The organism is Streptomyces sp. NPDC013157 (assembly GCF_042899865.1).
Taxonomy (GTDB): Bacteria; Actinomycetota; Actinomycetes; order Streptomycetales; family Streptomycetaceae; genus Streptomyces.
On the sequence record NZ_JBIBAK010000036.1, the window covers coordinates 1 to 16,879 of the forward strand.

At 69.4% G+C, this 16,879-nt stretch carries 15 protein-coding genes; 13 read left to right on the forward strand and 2 right to left on the reverse strand.

The window, feature by feature from the left end:
• Positions 1-1,045 (forward strand): tetratricopeptide repeat protein (locus tag ACFY6U_RS51825; RefSeq protein WP_390050106.1); only part of this gene is annotated, 1,045 nt, incomplete at its 5' end.
• Positions 1,046-1,422: 377 nt separating this feature from the next.
• On the opposite strand, the gene ACFY6U_RS51830 is transcribed toward ACFY6U_RS51825, so the two are convergent.
• Positions 1,423-2,694 carry a hypothetical protein gene (locus ACFY6U_RS51830; RefSeq protein WP_390050108.1) on the reverse strand — a complete coding sequence of 424 codons (1,272 nt, stop codon included), beginning with the start codon at positions 2,692-2,694 and terminating at the stop codon, positions 1,423-1,425.
• Between the two features lie 387 nt (positions 2,695-3,081).
• Here ACFY6U_RS51830 and ACFY6U_RS51835 point away from each other — a divergent pair, with 387 nt between their 5' ends.
• The 12 genes from ACFY6U_RS51835 (at position 3,082) to ACFY6U_RS51890 (ending at position 15,567) form a co-directional block, all read left to right on the forward strand.
• The gene (locus tag ACFY6U_RS51835; RefSeq protein ID WP_390050110.1) at positions 3,082-3,768 is read left to right on the forward strand and encodes a DUF6668 family protein; all 687 of its coding nucleotides are present in this window, start codon (positions 3,082-3,084) and stop codon (positions 3,766-3,768) included.
• A 5-nt stretch (positions 3,769-3,773) separates the two neighbouring features.
• Complete coding sequence (locus ACFY6U_RS51840) at positions 3,774-4,043, forward strand: hypothetical protein (RefSeq protein WP_360568122.1); 270 nt, start codon at positions 3,774-3,776, stop codon at positions 4,041-4,043.
• 75 nt (positions 4,044-4,118) lie between these two features.
• The gene (locus tag ACFY6U_RS51845) at positions 4,119-4,391 is read left to right on the forward strand and encodes a hypothetical protein (RefSeq protein ID WP_360252746.1); all 273 of its coding nucleotides are present in this window, start codon (positions 4,119-4,121) and stop codon (positions 4,389-4,391) included.
• Positions 4,392-4,410: 19 nt separating this feature from the next.
• The gene (locus ACFY6U_RS51850; RefSeq protein WP_390050112.1) at positions 4,411-5,151 is read left to right on the forward strand and encodes a hypothetical protein; all 741 of its coding nucleotides are present in this window, start codon (positions 4,411-4,413) and stop codon (positions 5,149-5,151) included.
• A 1-nt stretch (position 5,152) separates the two neighbouring features.
• Entirely contained in the window at positions 5,153-6,325 is a 1,173-nt protein-coding gene (locus tag ACFY6U_RS51855) for a hypothetical protein (RefSeq protein ID WP_390050114.1), read from the forward strand.
• Between the two features lie 150 nt (positions 6,326-6,475).
• Positions 6,476-7,969 carry an SCO6880 family protein gene (locus ACFY6U_RS51860; RefSeq protein ID WP_390050116.1) on the forward strand — a complete coding sequence of 498 codons (1,494 nt, stop codon included), beginning with the start codon at positions 6,476-6,478 and terminating at the stop codon, positions 7,967-7,969.
• 74 nt (positions 7,970-8,043) lie between these two features.
• Positions 8,044-9,513, forward strand: coding sequence for an ATP/GTP-binding protein (locus ACFY6U_RS51865; RefSeq protein WP_390050127.1), 1,470 nt, complete (start codon positions 8,044-8,046; stop codon positions 9,511-9,513).
• Positions 9,510-11,270, forward strand: coding sequence for a type IV secretory system conjugative DNA transfer family protein (locus ACFY6U_RS51870; protein ID WP_390050118.1), 1,761 nt, complete (start codon positions 9,510-9,512; stop codon positions 11,268-11,270). Before ACFY6U_RS51865 ends, ACFY6U_RS51870 begins: the two co-directional genes overlap by 4 nt.
• Positions 11,254-12,108, forward strand: a complete 855-nt coding sequence (locus ACFY6U_RS51875; protein ID WP_390050119.1) for a DUF4913 domain-containing protein — start codon at positions 11,254-11,256, stop codon at positions 12,106-12,108. Before ACFY6U_RS51870 ends, ACFY6U_RS51875 begins: the two co-directional genes overlap by 17 nt.
• Positions 12,109-12,257: 149 nt before the next feature.
• Positions 12,258-13,040, forward strand: a complete 783-nt coding sequence (locus ACFY6U_RS51880; RefSeq protein WP_390050121.1) for a M23 family metallopeptidase — start codon at positions 12,258-12,260, stop codon at positions 13,038-13,040.
• 292 nt (positions 13,041-13,332) lie between these two features.
• Positions 13,333-14,382 carry a hypothetical protein gene (locus tag ACFY6U_RS51885; protein WP_390050122.1) on the forward strand — a complete coding sequence of 350 codons (1,050 nt, stop codon included), beginning with the start codon at positions 13,333-13,335 and terminating at the stop codon, positions 14,380-14,382.
• Positions 14,383-15,027: 645 nt separating this feature from the next.
• Positions 15,028-15,567 (forward strand): peptidase inhibitor family I36 protein, encoded by a 540-nt coding sequence (locus tag ACFY6U_RS51890; protein WP_390050123.1) that lies wholly within the window; start codon positions 15,028-15,030, stop codon positions 15,565-15,567.
• Positions 15,568-15,858: 291 nt separating this feature from the next.
• Here ACFY6U_RS51890 and ACFY6U_RS51895 read toward each other — a convergent pair.
• On the reverse strand, positions 15,859-16,879 hold a 1,021-nt coding region (locus ACFY6U_RS51895; RefSeq protein WP_390050125.1), incomplete at its 5' end, for a tetratricopeptide repeat protein.

The following is a 16,879-nucleotide window of genomic DNA, read 5'->3' on the forward strand; positions in this document are numbered from 1 at the left end:
ACACCGCATGCTCGACCACTACCTCCACACCGCCCACCAAGCCGCCGCACTGACGAATCCCTCACAGATACTGATCTCCCTGACGCCCCCGGCCGAAGGCGCGCACACCGAAGACTTCGCCGAGGACACCAGGAGGGCCGCGGGCTGGTTCTCCGCCGAGCAGGCGGTGCTGCTCGCGGCCGTCGAACAGGCCGCCACCCATCGTTACGACGCGCACGCCTGGCAACTCGCCTGGGCCGTGAACGACCACCTGCACCGGCGCGGTCTGTGGCAGGACCAGGAAGCCGTGCACCTCGCCGCCATGGAGGCGGCGCTGCGGCTGGGCGACCCTGTCGCCCAGGCCCATGCCCACCGCGGTCTCGCCGCCGCGACCACGGACCTGGGCCGTCTCGAAGAGGGGCGCGTTCATGCCGAGCGATCCATTGAACTGCTCACCGATTCGGGCGACAGGGGAGCGTGCGCCGAGAGTTACAACTACCTGGCCTATGTGGCCGGACGACAGGGCGATCTGGAAGACGCGCTCGGCGCCGTGCAGCGAAGCCTCGCGATCTACCGGGCCGATGACGACAGCGGGGGCGACGACAGCCGTCGCCGGACGGCGGTCGCGGCCACACTCAACGGGGTGGGCTGGTTCCACACGCGTCTTGGCCAGCATCAGCAGGCCCTCGACCACTGCCAGCAGGCACTGGCTCTGCAACAGGAACTCGGAGACGACAGCAGCGCGGCGGACACCTGGGACAGCATCGGCCTCGCCCTCCACCATCTCGGACGGTATGACGAGGCCGTCACCAGCTTCCGAAACGCTCTCGACCTCTACCAGCAGACCGGCGGCCCCCCTTGGTACACGGCAGCCGCCCTTGGGCGCCTCGGGGACACCTACCTCAGCGCTGGCCAGCCGGACGCGGCCCGCGCCGCGTGGACCGAGGGACTGGACATCCTCGAGCAGCTGAGCCACGCCGACGCCGAGCCTCTGCGCGTCAGATTGCGTCGGCTCGATGAGCCGAGCGGCCCCTCGAAGGCGGAGCGGAGAGGGGCTGACTCCTGATCCTGGGTGCGCAGGGCGTGTCGTCAGGGCAGACCTGGATCAGTGCCCGGTCGGAGTCCCGATCATCCGTCCGTCCGTGCCCGGGGCGCATCCGCGGCCAGGACTTCGCCGGGGCCTGGTGGGCCGGCCGGGCGGAGGGAGCGACTTGTGTGTGGGGGGACAGATCTCGTCTCTCGTCGGGTGCGTGGAGCCGCGGGAGACGAAGTGCTGCGGCCGGTAGGGTCCGGGAGCGGCCGAGCACCTTGGCACGTGTCCCGCGGTCGCGCCACTCAGTGCGTCGGCACAGAGGCTCCTCGTGTCAGACGGCACCACTGCCGTAACGCGGGCTGTGAGCGGCAACCACGCTCCGGCCATGAGGCGGACCAGTCCTGAGCGGGTCACGGATGAGGTCCGTCGGACTGCAGAGGGGCGGCGAAGGAGGGGGCGGACATGCGGGAGAAGGCGGACAGCCGCTTCTCCGCAGCGATGTACCCCTGGGTGCCGGCGGCCGCGGCGATGAGATCCCACAGGGCCAGCAGCTTCCTGCCGAGCGGCACGGCGGTGTAAGGGGAGTTCAGCAGCTCCCAGGTGGCGTGCGCACGCTCGATGTCCTCCCGGGCACGGGGGTCGCCCTGCTGGTGTCTCAGCTCGGCCACCTGGAGCGAAAGCGCCGTGGCTTTCCCGTGCTCTCCGCTCAGGTACGCCACATAGGCCTCCAGGGCGCGGCTCTCCAGGGTGTAGAGATGCCCTGAGCCGAACTCGTGTGTCGCCTGTTGCACCAGCGCGGCCGCGCGGACCCTGGCCAGGACCAGGTCGCCCGCGGTCACGGCCTCCCAGACGAGGGCCGCGCCTGCTGCCAGCTCCGCCGGGACGGCCACCTGCGCGGACTTGGTGCGCGCGGTCTGCGGTGGCGGCGCAGGGCGCTGCTCGCCGGCACCGGCCGTGACGGCGACAGACTGTGCCGTGCGTGGTGCGGAGCTTTCCGGTATGCGCGGGAGGTCTGGTACGGCTCGCACGGGCACGTCCGGGTCTGATGGGGCCGTCGGAGCACGGACGACCGTGGGGGGCGGGGTGCTCGGGAGGGGCGGGGTCTCGGGAACCGTCGGCGGCGGGGTGCTCGGGAGGGGCGGGGTTTCGGGAACCGGGGCGGGCGTGTGCCGGCGCGATGAGGCGGCGGGGATCTTCAGGATGGTGGTCTGGGGCTCGCTGTAGTCCTCCTCCAGAGGTGTCGGCTCCGGCGACGGAACGTCCGCGCCGGCCGTGGTGTGGAGCGGCACGGGCACGACTGGCGGAGGGGGCGCCGGAGCCGGTACCACCTGGGGCGAGACCCCGTACTCGTCCAGCCGCACAGGCGTGTCGAGGAATTGGCTCGCGCCGTCCGGCCGCACCAGGATCCGGAAGCTTATGCGTTGCTGGTGGTCGAGCACCGACGCCTCGACTGCGCGGGTCATTGCCACCGCGCGCTGGTACAGATGATCCAGTACCGCCGTCTGGACGGAGTCGCCCGCCACGGTGACGGTCCTCCCGTCGATCGTCGCCGTTCCGTCGGCGCCGATCGAGACATGACACTGAGACATCACCGGACCGTCTTCCTCCCGGGTGACGGTTCCGGGGGCCGTGGCGGGGTCGGCCGACTTCGCCTTGCGGGGTGCCTGTTGGAACATGGGCATCTCACTGTCCTTCACTGTCTGGGGCGGCGGACTCGCAGGGCCTGTCCGGACGACTCACCTGCGCTGTCGCTCACCGACCCCCGCCTCTCCCGGACTTCTACGTTGTCGGACACGTGGCCCAGGCCCGGCACAGTTCAATTCTGGTTAATTGATTTCGAGTGTGAACTGTGCGGCCGGAAGGCCCGTCTGGCAGTTGTAGGGAGCGCGCGGCGGCAGCCGAAACCTGTCCTTCACGACTGGTGAGAAGCAGGCCGGAAGCCCTAGGCGCCGCCCCGAGCACATATGTCCACACACCGCGCACCTCTCTGGTGCCGATGACATCACCGCTGTCCGCCTTGTTGCAGTCCTGCCCACGATGACGCACGTGAAGAGAAGGAGCCTCCTACGATGAGTGGTCCTGCGGCGATGCCCTCGATGGACGTCTGGATCCGCGGGCCGGTGCCCGCACAGCACGACCCACATGCGCACCACCCGCCCGCCGCACCGGCCACGGAAACACCGTTGCCCGCCGAGGCGTACGCGCAGCACGCTCCCGCTCCCGCCGTCGTCCGAGGCGCGGCTCCCACCGACGCCCTGGTGGGGACCGGTGGAGGAGGCGGTCACGAGGGCGCCGGTGAGATCGCCGGCCCGGCCTCGCGCACCTCGGGTGTCAGTTGGGCCAACGCCCATGGGGGTGCCGGAGCGACCACCTTCGCCGCGGCGTTCGGCGGAACCGACATCGGACACGCGTGGCCGGACACCGCACAGGGGGAGCCGGGCCGGATGCTGCTCCTGGCTCGGACGCATGTGAGGGGACTGCAGGCCGCCTCCAAGGCACTGGACGCGCTGAGGACGGGCAGGCACCCGGCCGGTGTCGAGTTGGTGGCGCTCGTCCTTGTGGCGGACGCGCCCGGCAGGCTCCCCGCGGAACTGTCCCGCCGCGTCCATGTGCTGCGCTCCGCGGTCCACACGATCAGCATCCCGTGGATCCCCCAGTGGCGGGTGGGAAAGCCGGTCGCCAAAGCTCCCAAGGCAGTCGCCGATCTCGCGGCGCTCGTCGGGCCCGCGCGCCCCCCTCAGAAGGACAGGTTCTGATGCACATGACAGCCGCTCACGAAGTCCTGGCGGCCGCCACCTTCGACCCCGGCGCCGACGCCGACTCCGTCCTCGGCATCCTCGCCTGGTGCGCGTCCGCCGCCGGTGTCGCGGGCGTGATCATCACGGGCACGCTGCTGGCCCTGCAGCTACGCCATGGTGTACCCGGCGAGGGCGCCGAGTACATGCGCGGTCTGTTCTACGTCATCGTCGGCTGTGTCCTCGCGACGACCGCCGGCCCCATCGTGCAGTTCCTCGGGCCTCTGGGCCTGTGACGGCGCGCTGTCACAGGCGGCCCCTCTTGTTTCCCGTTCGCTCGTCCATCGACCATCTTTATTGGGAGTTCTGTCATGCTCACATTTTTTCTCGCTGATGGCGCCGTTCCGAATCCCGCGCCCAACGCGCCCGATGCGCTCACCAGCAAGATCAACCTCGTTCTGGGCATCGCCGCCTGGGCGGGCACCGCGGCCGGTGTCGCCGGCGTGCTGGTCACCGGCGCGATGATGACCATCTCGATGAAGCGTGGCGAGAGTTCCGAGCACATGAGCCGTCTCGGCATGGTGCTGGGAGGCTGCGTCCTGGTCGCCACGGCCGGCCCCCTCGTCACCTTCGTCTTCAACTGAGCCGGAAGAGACGCATCCCGTGTTCACTTCGGCTGACGACGTCGACGGCGGGCCGACACCGTTCTGGAGACAGCGAGGCTGGCTGCTGGCCGCCGGGTTCCTGGCAGTGGCCCTCCTCATGGCGCTGACCGCGGCTGCGACGGGTGGCGGCGGATCCGGGCAACTGGCGTCGACCACGGCGGAAGGCCCGCTCACCCGGGCCGCGGCGGACACCTCGGGCAGGCCTCAGGGGTGCGGCACCGACGATCGTGACCAGAGCACTTCCGCCGCACCGCCCAAGGACGTCCGGTGGCGGACCATCGGCGGTACCCGGGTGCCTGTCTCACCGACGGCGGGGCCGACCCGGTCGACCGGGTCGGTGCTCTGGTGCTTCGCGCACACCCCGATGGGGGCGGTGATGGCGGCTCATGTCATTCCCGCTCAGATGACGTCTCCCGACTGGCGTGCTGTCACCCGGGACCAGGTCGTGCCGGGCTTCGGGCGCAATCTGTTCGTCTCCCAGCGCGCCTCCATACCGGAGTCGAGCATCAGAACCCGCCAGAACGGCACCTACGCCGGTTTCCTGGTCTCGGACTTCACCAGGACCAGCGCCACGGTCGACGTGCTGATCAAGAGCCCCGCCGGTCAGTACTTCAGCACGTCGGTCGACCTGCGCTGGAGCGGGGGCGACTGGAAGGTGCAGCCGGCCAGCGACGGGGGGCTGCATTCCGAGCTGTCCACGGTGGACGGCACCAACGGCTACGTTCTCTGGAAGGTGTGAAATGGCCTGCGGTACGGGAAACGGCGCCGGCGACATCATCAAGGGCTTCTTCGACTTCCTCGGCGACCCCATCGGCACAATCCTGGAGGTCATCGCCAACAAGGTGCTCGGCGCCGCCATCACCGTGTTCGGCGACCTCGTCACCAGCATCCCCACCCTCTCCACCGACACCGCCGGTGCGGTGAACGAGCAGACACAGTGGATCGTGGTCTACGGCGCCGTCGCGTCGCTGCTGTTCGCCGCGGGGCGTATGGCAATCGAACGCCGGGGTGAAGCGGGTGGGGTGGCTCTCAAGGGCCTGCTGCGCGTGCTGCTGGTGGCCGGCGGCGCGACAGCCGTCATGACCGCGCTCGCAAGCCTCGCGGACCGTTACGCCGACCACCTGTTCGCCACCGGCGCACAGGCTCAGCTCAATACCGTCACCTGCGCCGACCCCGACCGTATCCAGTCGGTCGTGCTGCTGGTTCTCGCACTTCTCCTGCTCATCGCCGCAATCGTGCAGACGATCCTCATGTATGTCCGGCTCGGTGTCATGATCATCCTGCTGGGCACCCTGCCGGTGGCGGCCGCGGCGTCCATGACTAACTGGGGCGCCGGCTGGTGGCGCAAGCACATCGGCTGGATGATCGCCTGGCTGCTGTACAAGCCGGCGGCGGGCCTCGTCATCTTCGCCGGCTCCGCGATGATCTCCAACGGCACCAACGCCGGCGGTGACGGAGTGCAGGAGAAGATCGCCGGCATCGGCGTTCTGCTGCTGTCGGCGGTCGCCCTGCCCGCTCTGCTCAAGCTGGTCGTCCCGGCCACGGCCGGACTGGGCAGCGGCGGCAGCGGCGGGGTGGGTGCCGTGACCGGCGCGCTCGCCTCGGGCGCGAGGTCGATCGGCGGAGCGTCGGGCGGAGGCGGGGGCGGAGGCGCGATGCCCGGCCAGCCGGGTGCCGCCGGCGGCACCGGCGCGGCCGGTCCCTCCGGCGCGCGCGGCGCAGGAGGCGGCGGCGCTTCGGGCGGAGCCGGAGGTGCTTCGGGCGGAGCCGGTGCCGCAGGCACGCGCGCCGCGGCGGCCGCGGGACCCGTCGGCGCGGCCGTCGCCGCCGGGGCGACCGTCGTCAAGGCGGTGGGGAACATGGCCGCCGGTGCTGTCGACGGCGCCGACGGCGACCACGGGCACCACCGCTGACGAAGGCGCACGGCCGGCTCTTCCACTCGCCGGCCCCGCCCCTGTCGTCGCCCCGCCACCTGTCAAGCGCCCCCCCCCAGTCCGGACGACCGTGTGGTCATCCGTCCCGGCCGTCCGGAACCTCAGCCACTCACCAAATCGGGAAACACCATGTCGACAGAAGCGTTTGCGCATCCCACCTACGGGAACTGGCGCCGGCCCCGGCGCCCCGGACTCGGCTCCCTCGGGCTGGTCGGTACGTTCGGCGTGTTCGGTGGCCTGGTCCTGACCCTGCTCGTTTCACTCATCTCGCTCTTGGCCGCCCTGTTCGTGATCCTGCCACTGGCCTCCCTCATCGCGCCGCTCATGGTGCGCACCCAGGACGGCCGCAACCTCTACCAGCTGCTGGCGCTGCGCGTCGGCTGGCTCCGGCGCCGTTCCAAAGGAGCTCACACCTACGTCAGCGGGCCGCTCTCGCGCCAGCCCGGTGGCCGGTTCCGCCCACCCGGACTGCTCAGCCGTGTCACCGTGAGCGAGGGCCGCGACGCCTACGACCGTCCCTTCGGCGTACTGCACCACCCGGGCCGCAACACCTACACCATCGTGCTGGGCTGCGAACCCGACGGCGGCTCGCTCGTCGACCCCGACCAGACCGACGTATGGGTGGCGGCCTGGGGCCACTGGCTCGCACGGCTGTCGCACGAACCCCAACTACGCGGCGCCACCGTCATCATCGAGACGGCGCCCGACCCCGGTACCCGCCTGGCGAACGAGGTCCTCCCGCGGATCAAGGAGGACGCGCCGGCCGCCGCGCAGGCCGTGATGAGGGAGGTCGTCGAGCGCTACCCTTCCGCCTCCTCCGAGATGCACACCTATATCGCCCTCACCTACGGCATGGCCCCGGGACAGAAGCGCAGCCAGAGCGAGATCATCACGGAACTCGCCATCCGCATCCCCGGTCTGCTGAGCGGGCTCGTGGGCGCGGGCGGCGGATCCGCCGCACCGCTGTCGGCCGAACGCATCGCCGAAGTGGTGCGCGTCGCCTACGACCCCGCGGTCGCCGGCGACGTGCTCGGCGCCCGTGCCCAGTACGGCGGAACGGGGCTGGACTGGGAGGACGCGGGTCCCGCCGCCGCGGTCGAGACCGTCAACTCCTACCAGCACGATTCCGGGGTGTCGCGCACCTGGCTGCTCACGCTCGCGCCGCGCGGCACCGTGCGGTCCAGCATTCTGCGCGGGCTCCTGGAGGCCGCTCCGGGCACGCGCCGCAAGCGGGTCGCGCTGGTCTACCGGCCCATCGACCCGGCGACTTCGGCGCGGATCGTGGAGGCCGACCGCCGCGCCGCCCAGTTCATGGCCACCTCGGGCCGTGGCATGGTCCAGGCCCGCGCCGCCTCGGAGGTGCAGGCGGCCGAGCAGACCGCGGCCGAGGAAGCCGCGGGAGCCGGACTCGTCGAGTTCTCCCTCATGGTCACCGTGACGGTCGACTCCCCCGAGCAACTGGCCGACGCCGCCGTCACCGTGCGCAACCTCCAGGCCGCCGCCCGGCTCTCCCTGCGATCTGCCGACCGCATGCAGGCCGCGGCCTTCACCTGCACGCTTCCCGTCGGTGTCCTGCCATGGGAGCACACCCTCATCCCGCAAGCGTTCCAGGAGGCGTTGTGAAGAACACGCGCGACAGAGCCGGGCGCAACACCCCGGCCCCACCGCCCGCGGCGCGAGGCGGCGGACGGCAGCCGATGCCCGGGGTCCGCGGCTGGCCGGGCCCCGGCGGAGGCGAGATCGGCCACCTCGACCCGCCGACCATGTGGCGGGCCACCACCGTTCAGGCCTGCGGGCTGTGGCCGTTCGCCGCGGGCTCCGGTTCCCCCATGACGGGGGTGCCGCTAGGCCAGCACATGGACACGGGCGCCACCGTGTGCGGTGACCCCATCTCCTGGTTCACCAGGGCCCGTTACATCTCCAACCCCTCACTGTTCATGCTCGGCATGCCGGGCCTCGGCAAGTCCACCCTCGTCAACCGCATGCTCATCGGCCTGGCCGCCACCGGCGTGGTGCCCCTGGTCCTCGGAGATCTCAAGCCCGACTACGCGGACACCGTGCGGGCCCTCGGCGGCCAGGTCATCTCCATCGGCCGCGGGGTCGGCGGCATCAACATCCTCGACCCGGGGGCCATGGGCGCGGCGGCGGCGCACCTGGGAGGCAAGGCCGGACAGGCGCTGGCAGCCGAGGCCCACGGCCGGGTGCTCAACATGGTCGCGGCGCTCATCACCGTGGTGCGCAGCCGGCCGATGGACGACCACGAACAGTCCATTCTCTCCGCCGCTCTGCACCATCTGCGCGAACGCCTGCCCAGTGGCAGAGCGCCCCTGCTGCCCGACCTGCTCGCCGTACTCCAGGACGGACCGGACCGCGTCCGTGCCGTCACCCTGGACCGCGGTGACGACACCCGCTACCGCGACGCGGTCGACCCCCTGCACCGTTCGCTGCTCGGCATTCTCGACGGACCACTGGGCGACACCTTCGCCTCGCCCACCTCGACCCGGATCAACCCCGCCGCCCCCGCTGTCTGCATCGACATCTCCCGCATCGGCGAATCCGACACCCAGCTCACCGCGGCGGCCATGCTGGCGGCCTGGTCCGACGGTCTGGGCACCGTCGCCGCCGCGCATGCCCTCGCCGACGCCGGACTCGCGCCGCGCCGCTGGTACTTCACCGTGCTCGACGAGCTGTGGCGCCCGCTGCGGGCCGCCTCCGGCATCGTCGACCGCATCGACGCCCTGACCCGCCTCAACCGCTCCCTCGGTCTCGGCGACGCGAAGATCACCCACACCCTGAAGGACGCCGAGGCCCTCGGCAGCGAGTCCGACCGCGCCAAGGCCCGCGGCTTCGTGGAACGCGCCGGCATGGTCGTCTGCGCCGGCCTGCCCCGCACCGAGATGGAGGAACTGGGCCGGGTCGTCGGGCTCTCCGAGCGCGAGATCGACCTCGTCTCCTCCTGGTCGTCCCCGCCCGGCTGGGCCGTCACGGGCGGAAACGAGGAACCCCCCGGGCGCGGCCGCTTCCTCATCAAGGTCGGTGGCCGTCCCGGCATCCCCATCAAGGTCGCCATCACCGAGACGGAACGCAACCTGCACAACACCAACAGCCGCTGGGCGGCGGGTGAGCAGGCCAGGTCCGTCTCCTCCACGTCGGAGAAGGCCATATGACCACCCGCCCCAGACTGTCGGGCAACGAACTCGCCCCCTGGGTGATCGTCGTCGGCGCCGGCGTCGCGCTGCTGCTGTCCGGGATCGTCTGGCTCGGCGGGACGGCCGCGGCCGCCGCCACCGGCGCCGGCTGGAACCCGCCGCCCTTCGCCCTGTCGACCTTCGCCGAACTGGCCGGTCACGGGCCCCGGTCCTTGTGGCCGGGCGCCGCCCCCCTCGCCGTGTACGGCGGTATCGTCGCCGCTTTCGCCGTTGTCGTCGCCTGTGCCGTCCTGCTGCTGAACGCGGTACGCGGCCGGCTCGGCCGCGGCACCGGACTCGCCGGTGCGCGGGAGCTCGCCGCGCTGACCCCCGAGGGAATCGCCGCACGCGCCCGCGGCCTGCGTCCCTCGCTCAAGGGGATCAAGGAACTCGAAGGCGACGACACGGGCAACCTCCTGGGCAACCTCTCTCCCAACGGCCCCGAACTGCGCTCCTCCTTCGAGGACGTCGAACTCGACCTCATGGCGCCGCGCGCCGGCAAGTCCACCGGCATCGCGATCCCGCGGGTGCTGCGGGCCCGCGGCGCCGTCCTGCTGACGTCGAACAAGTCCGACGTCTACGCGGTCACCCGGGCCGAACGCGCCAAGTCCGGCCGGGTGTGGACGTTCGACCCCCAGGGCATCGCCCACGCGCCCCGCGAGATGTGGTGGGACATGCTCGCCGACTGCGTCACGATCGAGGGCGCCCGCCGGCTGGCGGGACACTTCGTGGCCTCCGTCAACGACGACTCCTCGAAGAAGGACTTCTGGATATCCGCCGCCCAGAACACCCTCACAGCGCTCTTCCACGCAGCGGCCGGCGGCCGGAGGCCGGTGACCGACCTGCTGGCCTGGCTGGCCGACCCGGCCGACCGCACCCCGATCGACCTGCTGCGCGACATGGGCATGCACGCGCTCGCCGAGCAGCTGCAGGGCACTGTCCGAGGTGCGGTGGAGACCCGGGACGGCATCTACGAGACGGCCCGGCAGTGCGTGTCCTGCCTGCTCGACCCGGAGATCCTCGCCTGGGTGTCACCGGATCCGTACCTGCCCGAGTTCCGGCCCCACGACCACGTCCTCACCCAGGACACCCTCTACCTGCTCTCCAAGGACGGCGGTGGATCGGCGGCCGGCGTGATCGCCGGGCTCGCCGACGGCACGATGCGGGCCGGGGTAATGGCCGCCGAACGCATGGGCGGACGTCTGGACCCGCCGATGACCGCCGTCCTCGACGAGGCCGCCAACGTGTGCCGGATCTCCGACCTGCCGGACCTCTACAGCCACTTGGGGTCCCGAGGCATCAACGTAGTGACGCTGCTGCAGAGTTACCGGCAGGGCAGCCGGGTCTGGGGTGAGGCGGGTATGGACGCCCTGTGGAGCGCCGCGACGATCAAACTCCTCGGCGCCGGGCTCGACGACGCCGACTTCGTCGACAAGGTGTCCAAACTCGTGGGCCAGCGGGACGTGAGCACCGTCAGCGTCTCACGGAGCAAGGAAGGCACTTCGCGGTCCGTCTCCTACCGGCTCGACCCGATCCTGCCTCCCGACCGGATCCGGGCTCTGCCCAAGGGGACCGCGCTGCTGCTGGCCACCGGCGTCAAGCCGGCCCTCATCCGGCTGCGGCCCTGGTACAAGGAGCCCGGCGCGGCCGCCATCTCGGCTGCGGCGGCCGAGGAGACGGCGGCCATCACCAGGCGGGCCGCGGAGAAGTGGGCGGGCCATGAAGTCACATCCTGACGACGGCACCACGAGCGCCGGGAGCTCGGCACCCTCCCCCCGGTTCGTCCTCCAGGAACAGGAACAGGACGCCCGCGGCGCACTCGTTCCCGATACCGACCCGATCGCGGACGGCTGGGCGCGTGCCTTTGCGCTGTCCCCGTCCGCCGGGACACTCGCCCCCGCCCGGACACCGTCGGGCGACCGGACCGCACCGGTCCCGTCGTACGCGGATGAGCCGCCGGTCCCCTCGTACGCGGATGAGCCGCCGGAGCCGCCGGTCCCTCCGACCGCATCGGGTTTGTCGGCGGCGGATGCTCCGGCAGACGCGGACGCCGAGCCCTCGTATGCCGAGAGCATCCCATCGGATCCGGCCGTTCCGGACCCGACTCCCAAGGACGACCCGGATCCGGCCGTTCCGCCCCCGTCGGCCGCGAACACCTCGCCCACGGGGGACGGGAAGGCGGACGAGCAGGACGACGCTTCGGACCCGGCTCCGCAGGACGACCCGCCGTTCATCCTCTACAAGTCCGGAGACGAGTTCGGCGCGGCCATCGCCGACCTGACGGTGTGGGTGCACGGTCTGCTGTTGCCGGTCTACGGCCGGGAGATCTCCTCCACCGCTCCCTGGTGCACTCGCTGGTGGGACCACTTCGAGGCCGTCGCCCAGCTCTACGGCCTGTGGATGGCCTGGCAGGAGATGACCGGGAAAGACGCTCCGCTGAGCGGCCCGGCGACCTGGCACCGCGACTTCCTCACACCGGTGATGTCGTCGCTGCGTGACCCCCGGGGTCCCTTCGCGGGCTGCAAACCGGGGCAACACCGAGAGAAGGAATTGCCCCCGATCGAAGAGCTCTGACGGCGGGGCCACCAGCCGCACCCGGCCTGGTGGCATGGCCGCCCCGTGCGCACCGACACCGCGACGCCCCCAGACCGCCGATGCCGGTGCCCCGCGCGGTCCGAGAGGCGGTCGGCAACTCGCATCCCGAACAGACGAGGACTCTCGCTATGGAGTATTTCGGCCCGGACGCCTTCAGCCCGCGCCGCCGCAAGTGGATGCTGGTGGCCGCCCTGGCGGCCATCGCCGTGATCGTCGCGGCTGCTCTCGCTGCCTTCGCCGCCGGCGATCCGGCGGCGACCGCCGCCTCCGCACCCTCCCCGGTCTCCGTACACGACCTTGCGCCGCCGGGCACCGACAAGGAGCCGCTCGACGGCGGTTCACCTCCGGCCGTCATTCCGAACTCGGACGGCGGACCGTCGCTCTCCGGGACAGTCGCAGCTCCCGGAGAAGACGGGGCCGCCGAGGATTCGCCGCCGGACCCCGCCGCCGACTCTCCTTCGCCGAGCGCGGCCCAGGACCAGCAGGGTCACTCACAGCCCTCCGCCGACGGCTGGACCCGGCCGGTCGGCGGATATGTCATCACCGCCCCGTACGGGCAGCCCGGGTCCTGGGCCGCCGGTCATCACACCGGAGTAGACCTGGCCGTCCCCGTGGGCACCGAGGTCGTGGCCGTGCACCCGGGCACCGTGGTGTCCGCGACATATGACAAGTCCTACGGCAACGTCGTTCTCGTCCAGCAGAACGACGGCCTTTTCGCGCTCTACGCCCATCTTTCGAAAATCACGGTGTCTTCAGGGCAGCAGATACGCACGGGATTCGAGATCGGCCTGTCCGGTGCCACGGGCCGGGTCACCGGGCCGCATCTCCATTTCGAGATGCGTACCGGACCCCGGTACGGGTCCGACATCGATCCTGTCGCCTACCTGCGTTCCCATGGAGTCGTCCTGTGACTCCGGCATCCGAAGCCCCTACGACCGGACCGGCCGACGGCGGGGGCAGGCAGAAGGCCCCCGAGAGGAACGTACGACCCGTGCGCACGGCATCGCCCAGGCCTGCGGCGCCTCACCTGCCAGGCCAGCGTCCCGGCCGGCCGCGCCACCGGAGACCTCACGGCCCACTTGACCTGCTGGTGTCGTCAGGCTGTGCCGGACAGCAGTGATCGTTGTGCTGCGCGGAACCAGAGGGAATGTCACGGTCCTGTATCGGAGGATGGTCCTTAGAACTGCCGGGTGGGGACCGTCCGTGTCTGGAGTGTCGGCGTTCCGGAAAAGCCGGGACGGCAATCTGACGGAACTTCCCATGGGGGTCTGTGTGTCTCGCACTCGTAGTTCAGTTTTTGCTGCGGTCGCTCTTTCGGGTGCCCTTCTGCTTACCGCGTGCGGTGGTGGAAGCGATAAGTCTTCAGGGGCATCGGATGCTGCTGCCGCAGCCTCCAGTCAGCTGACATTCAAGGAAGGTACCGCGAAGCAGAACAACGCGGACCTGAGCACTGGCGATCTGGCTTCCAACGCGACACCTGTGAATCAGGCCAAGGCGTCCAGCCCGGTCATCCGGAAGTGGGTGCAGCTGTCGGCCAGTGAGGTGGGTGATCTCAATCCGGTGGTCGCGAACGGTGCCGGGTTCGTCCTTTACCGTTTCGACAAGGACAAGCCGAATCCTTCGACGTCGAACTGCACCGGCGCCTGCGAGAAGACGTGGCCTCCGCTGGTGGTGGCGCCGAAGGGCAAGGTGTTCATCGACGGTATCAAGAAGTCCGACGTCGGTTTCATCAAGCGGGGCAAGGGATTCCAGGTGACGCTGGGCGGTTGGCCGATCTACCTGTTCAGCAAGGACACGGAACCGGGTGACACCAACGGCCAGGGTGTGGGTGGGACCTGGTTCGGTGTCACGCCCGACGGTGGCAAGGCCGGCCAGGACTCCAGCGGATCCGAGCCCGAAGTCGATCCTGCCGGCAGCGGCCAGCCCAGTGATGACAGCAGCCAGCAGAGTGGTGACCAGACGAAGAGGGAGCTCACCCCGCGTACCGAGGACGGCAGTTACAAGATCTTCGAGGACGTCACCAACTCGGACGGCGCGACGAGCGTCGTATCGGGCAAGGGATGCGTGAACACCCCGAGCTTCGGCACGTCCATCGGTCAGGACGATGCCGCCGACAACAACCTGCCGATCAAGATTTGGTCGGGTTCGAACTGCACCGGTAAGTCGGCCTTGCTGGTCAACGGCACTGGGAAGTTCGCGGACTTCGGTATCGACAAGGTCAACTCGATCTTCATCGGACAGTTCGGCAGTTAACGGAGAGAACAGGCCGCGACCCCGATGCAGGGGTTTCGGAATCAGGAACGCAGCCCTGCGGGAACGGCTGCGTTCCTGGCCTCAGCTCCCGTCGAGGATGTGACACTTCAGCGCCAGGTGTCACATTCTCGCGTGTCAGTGGTCGGCGCGTGAGGCCTGCGTCGCACATTCACGTCGTCCCGGATCGCTTCCCGCCGCGCGGTGACGGCCCGCTCGTCGCGCCCGCCAACAGGCGACCGCACCTCCGTCGCCCTGGCCTTCTCCTCGAACGGTTCGCCCGCCGTCATCCGCGTGGGCTCCCGCAGGGTCTTACCGAGTCAGCCGAGCCGGCAAGAAATTTCCGTGAACCGAAGTCGCACGGCAGCCGTCCGACTAATTGAAGACAATCACATGAAAGTGCCCCGACCCGTTGAAGACGGCCGCTGGCGGCCCGCGTCGACTCAGCAAACTCATGCGCCGAGCAGGCGCGGCTTGAACTCGTCGTTCTGAGCGCAGAGAAATCTGTTGAACTCCATCGACATACCGGCCGTAGTACCGGGTGTAGACGGAATGATAAATCACCTATGAGTCGCACGACTCGCCAAATGCGTTTTGTGTAGCGCCTGCGTTCCGTTTGATGAATACATCTACTCAAAGGAATCTCTTATGTCGCGTGTGCGTGCTGCAGCTTGTGCCGCTATTTCCACCCTTGCCCTTCTGACTCTGAGCGCTTGCGGAGCTGCAGATGGTGGTGGCAGCGCCAAGCAGGCCAGCAAGGAAAACCAGGCCGATATTATTAAGCATATCACCAAGGGTGAGATCGTAAGCCGAAGCGGTGACGGCGGCGCGGACGACACGACGCCGGTGGCGGTGACGGATGGGTCGGAAACGGTATTGGTCTGCACTGACGCTAATCTCCAGGGGCTGTGCTCGAATCTGCCGGTTCCAAGCAATAATCTCGTGAATAGCTTTTTCTCGGCCAATGATATGAGCACCAACAATGAGGCGGAGACTTCCACCAACTTTAATGACAGCATCTCCTATATTTTTAATACGTCGTCCAGTGACGCGATCTGCTTCTATGAGAATACCGATTTTACCGGGAAGGTCCTGAAGGTTGTTCCAGGTGACGTCGTGAACAACTTGAATCCTGAAGGAAAGAAAGATGGGCTCAACGACAGGATCTCTTCTATTCAGAACTGCTAGATCCTCCGGCGTCATCCCTGATCCACCAGCCTGATTTCGAAGTGATCGTTCAGCCTCGGCTCGCGTGATGGTCCGCCGACTCCGTCGGCGGACCATCACGCGTCCTGCGGCCGAGGGCGGTCGGGGCGGTGGCCCGGGGCGCCGGATTTCGGCAAAGGACGTGCCCGCTGTCTGTTCAACGGCGCGCGGACGGCCACCGTGGATGGACCGGCGCCCGACACCGTCGGCGTGGGGGCGCGATGTCAACCGACACCTTTGGCGGACCGGAGAACTCCCGGATCCCCGACAGTTTCACGCTGAGGGAACACCTGACTCGTCGAGGCCACGCAGTTTGGTGCGGAAGGCGCCGGCATCGGCATGGCCGAGCCGCTCTGCGACGTCCAGTCCTTCCGCCCAAGCGATGCGAGCCGCGTCGAACCGGCCGAGGCTCAGGTAGGCGTCTCCGAGGCCCATGAGAGTGTCCGCGGTCAGCCAGGAAGCGCTTACAGGCTGCTGTTGCCAGAGAGCGAGAGCGTTGCGGAAACTGGTGACGGCTTCGTCGTACTGCCCCAGGTGGTGCTGAGCGTGGCCGATACTGTCCCAGATATGCGCCTCGGTGGTCTCGTCCCCGAGCCGTTGATACAGGTCCAGCGCCTCCAGGCAGTAGTCGAGGGCCTGCTTGTACTGACCGAGCATGATGAGACTCCAACCGACCGAGTTGAGGCCGGCCGCTATCCGCAGCAGCCCGCGGTTGTCGTCGGCCCCCAGGCAGAGAGCCCGGTAGAGGTCGAGCGACCGTTGCGCGGCAACGAGCGCGCCCTCCAGATCGCCCTGCTGGTCGGCTATCCAGGCGAGCGTCCGACAAGCGTCGGCGCAGGCTCCCATGTCGTCGGCTTCGGTGAACAACGCGATGGCGCGCTCGACATGACCGCGTGCCTCGTCCCAGTTGTCCAGTCCCGGGGCACCGACTCCGAGACCGCGGTGGGCATGGGCCTGGGCGACCGGGTCACCCAGCCGCAGCGCCGCCTCCATGGCGGCGAGGTGCACCGCCTTCTGTTCCTGCCAAAGACCGCATATGTGCAGATGGCTGGCGATGGCCCAGGCGAGTTGCCAGGTATGGGCGTCGTAGTGGTGGGTGGCGGCCTGTTCGACGAGCGCGATGAGCACCGTCTGCTCGGCGGAGAACCAGGCATTCGCCCTCGCGGTATCTCCGGCGAAGTCTTCTGGGTGCGCGCCTTCGGCCGGGGGCGTCAGGGAGATCAGTACGCGCGCCGTGCCGGTCAGTGCGGCGGCTTGGTGGGCGGTGTGGAGGTAGTGGTCGAGCATGCGGTGG

Excerpts from the sequence above, each read along its gene's own strand:
- ACFY6U_RS51830 (WP_390050108.1), bottom strand. The coding sequence starts at position 2,694 with ATGCCCATGTTCCAACAGGCACCCCGCAAGGCGAAGTCGGCCGACCCC.
- ACFY6U_RS51835 (WP_390050110.1), top strand. The coding sequence starts at position 3,082 with ATGAGTGGTCCTGCGGCGATGCCCTCGATGGACGTCTGGATCCGCGGG.
- ACFY6U_RS51840 (WP_360568122.1), top strand. The coding sequence starts at position 3,774 with ATGACAGCCGCTCACGAAGTCCTGGCGGCCGCCACCTTCGACCCCGGC.
- ACFY6U_RS51845 (WP_360252746.1), top strand. The coding sequence starts at position 4,119 with ATGCTCACATTTTTTCTCGCTGATGGCGCCGTTCCGAATCCCGCGCCC.
- ACFY6U_RS51855 (WP_390050114.1), top strand. The coding sequence starts at position 5,153 with ATGGCCTGCGGTACGGGAAACGGCGCCGGCGACATCATCAAGGGCTTC.
- ACFY6U_RS51860 (WP_390050116.1), top strand. The coding sequence starts at position 6,476 with ATGTCGACAGAAGCGTTTGCGCATCCCACCTACGGGAACTGGCGCCGG.
- ACFY6U_RS51865 (WP_390050127.1), top strand. The coding sequence starts at position 8,044 with ATGCCCGGGGTCCGCGGCTGGCCGGGCCCCGGCGGAGGCGAGATCGGC.
- ACFY6U_RS51870 (WP_390050118.1), top strand. The coding sequence starts at position 9,510 with ATGACCACCCGCCCCAGACTGTCGGGCAACGAACTCGCCCCCTGGGTG.
- ACFY6U_RS51875 (WP_390050119.1), top strand. The coding sequence starts at position 11,254 with ATGAAGTCACATCCTGACGACGGCACCACGAGCGCCGGGAGCTCGGCA.
- ACFY6U_RS51880 (WP_390050121.1), top strand. The coding sequence starts at position 12,258 with ATGGAGTATTTCGGCCCGGACGCCTTCAGCCCGCGCCGCCGCAAGTGG.
- ACFY6U_RS51890 (WP_390050123.1), top strand. The coding sequence starts at position 15,028 with ATGTCGCGTGTGCGTGCTGCAGCTTGTGCCGCTATTTCCACCCTTGCC.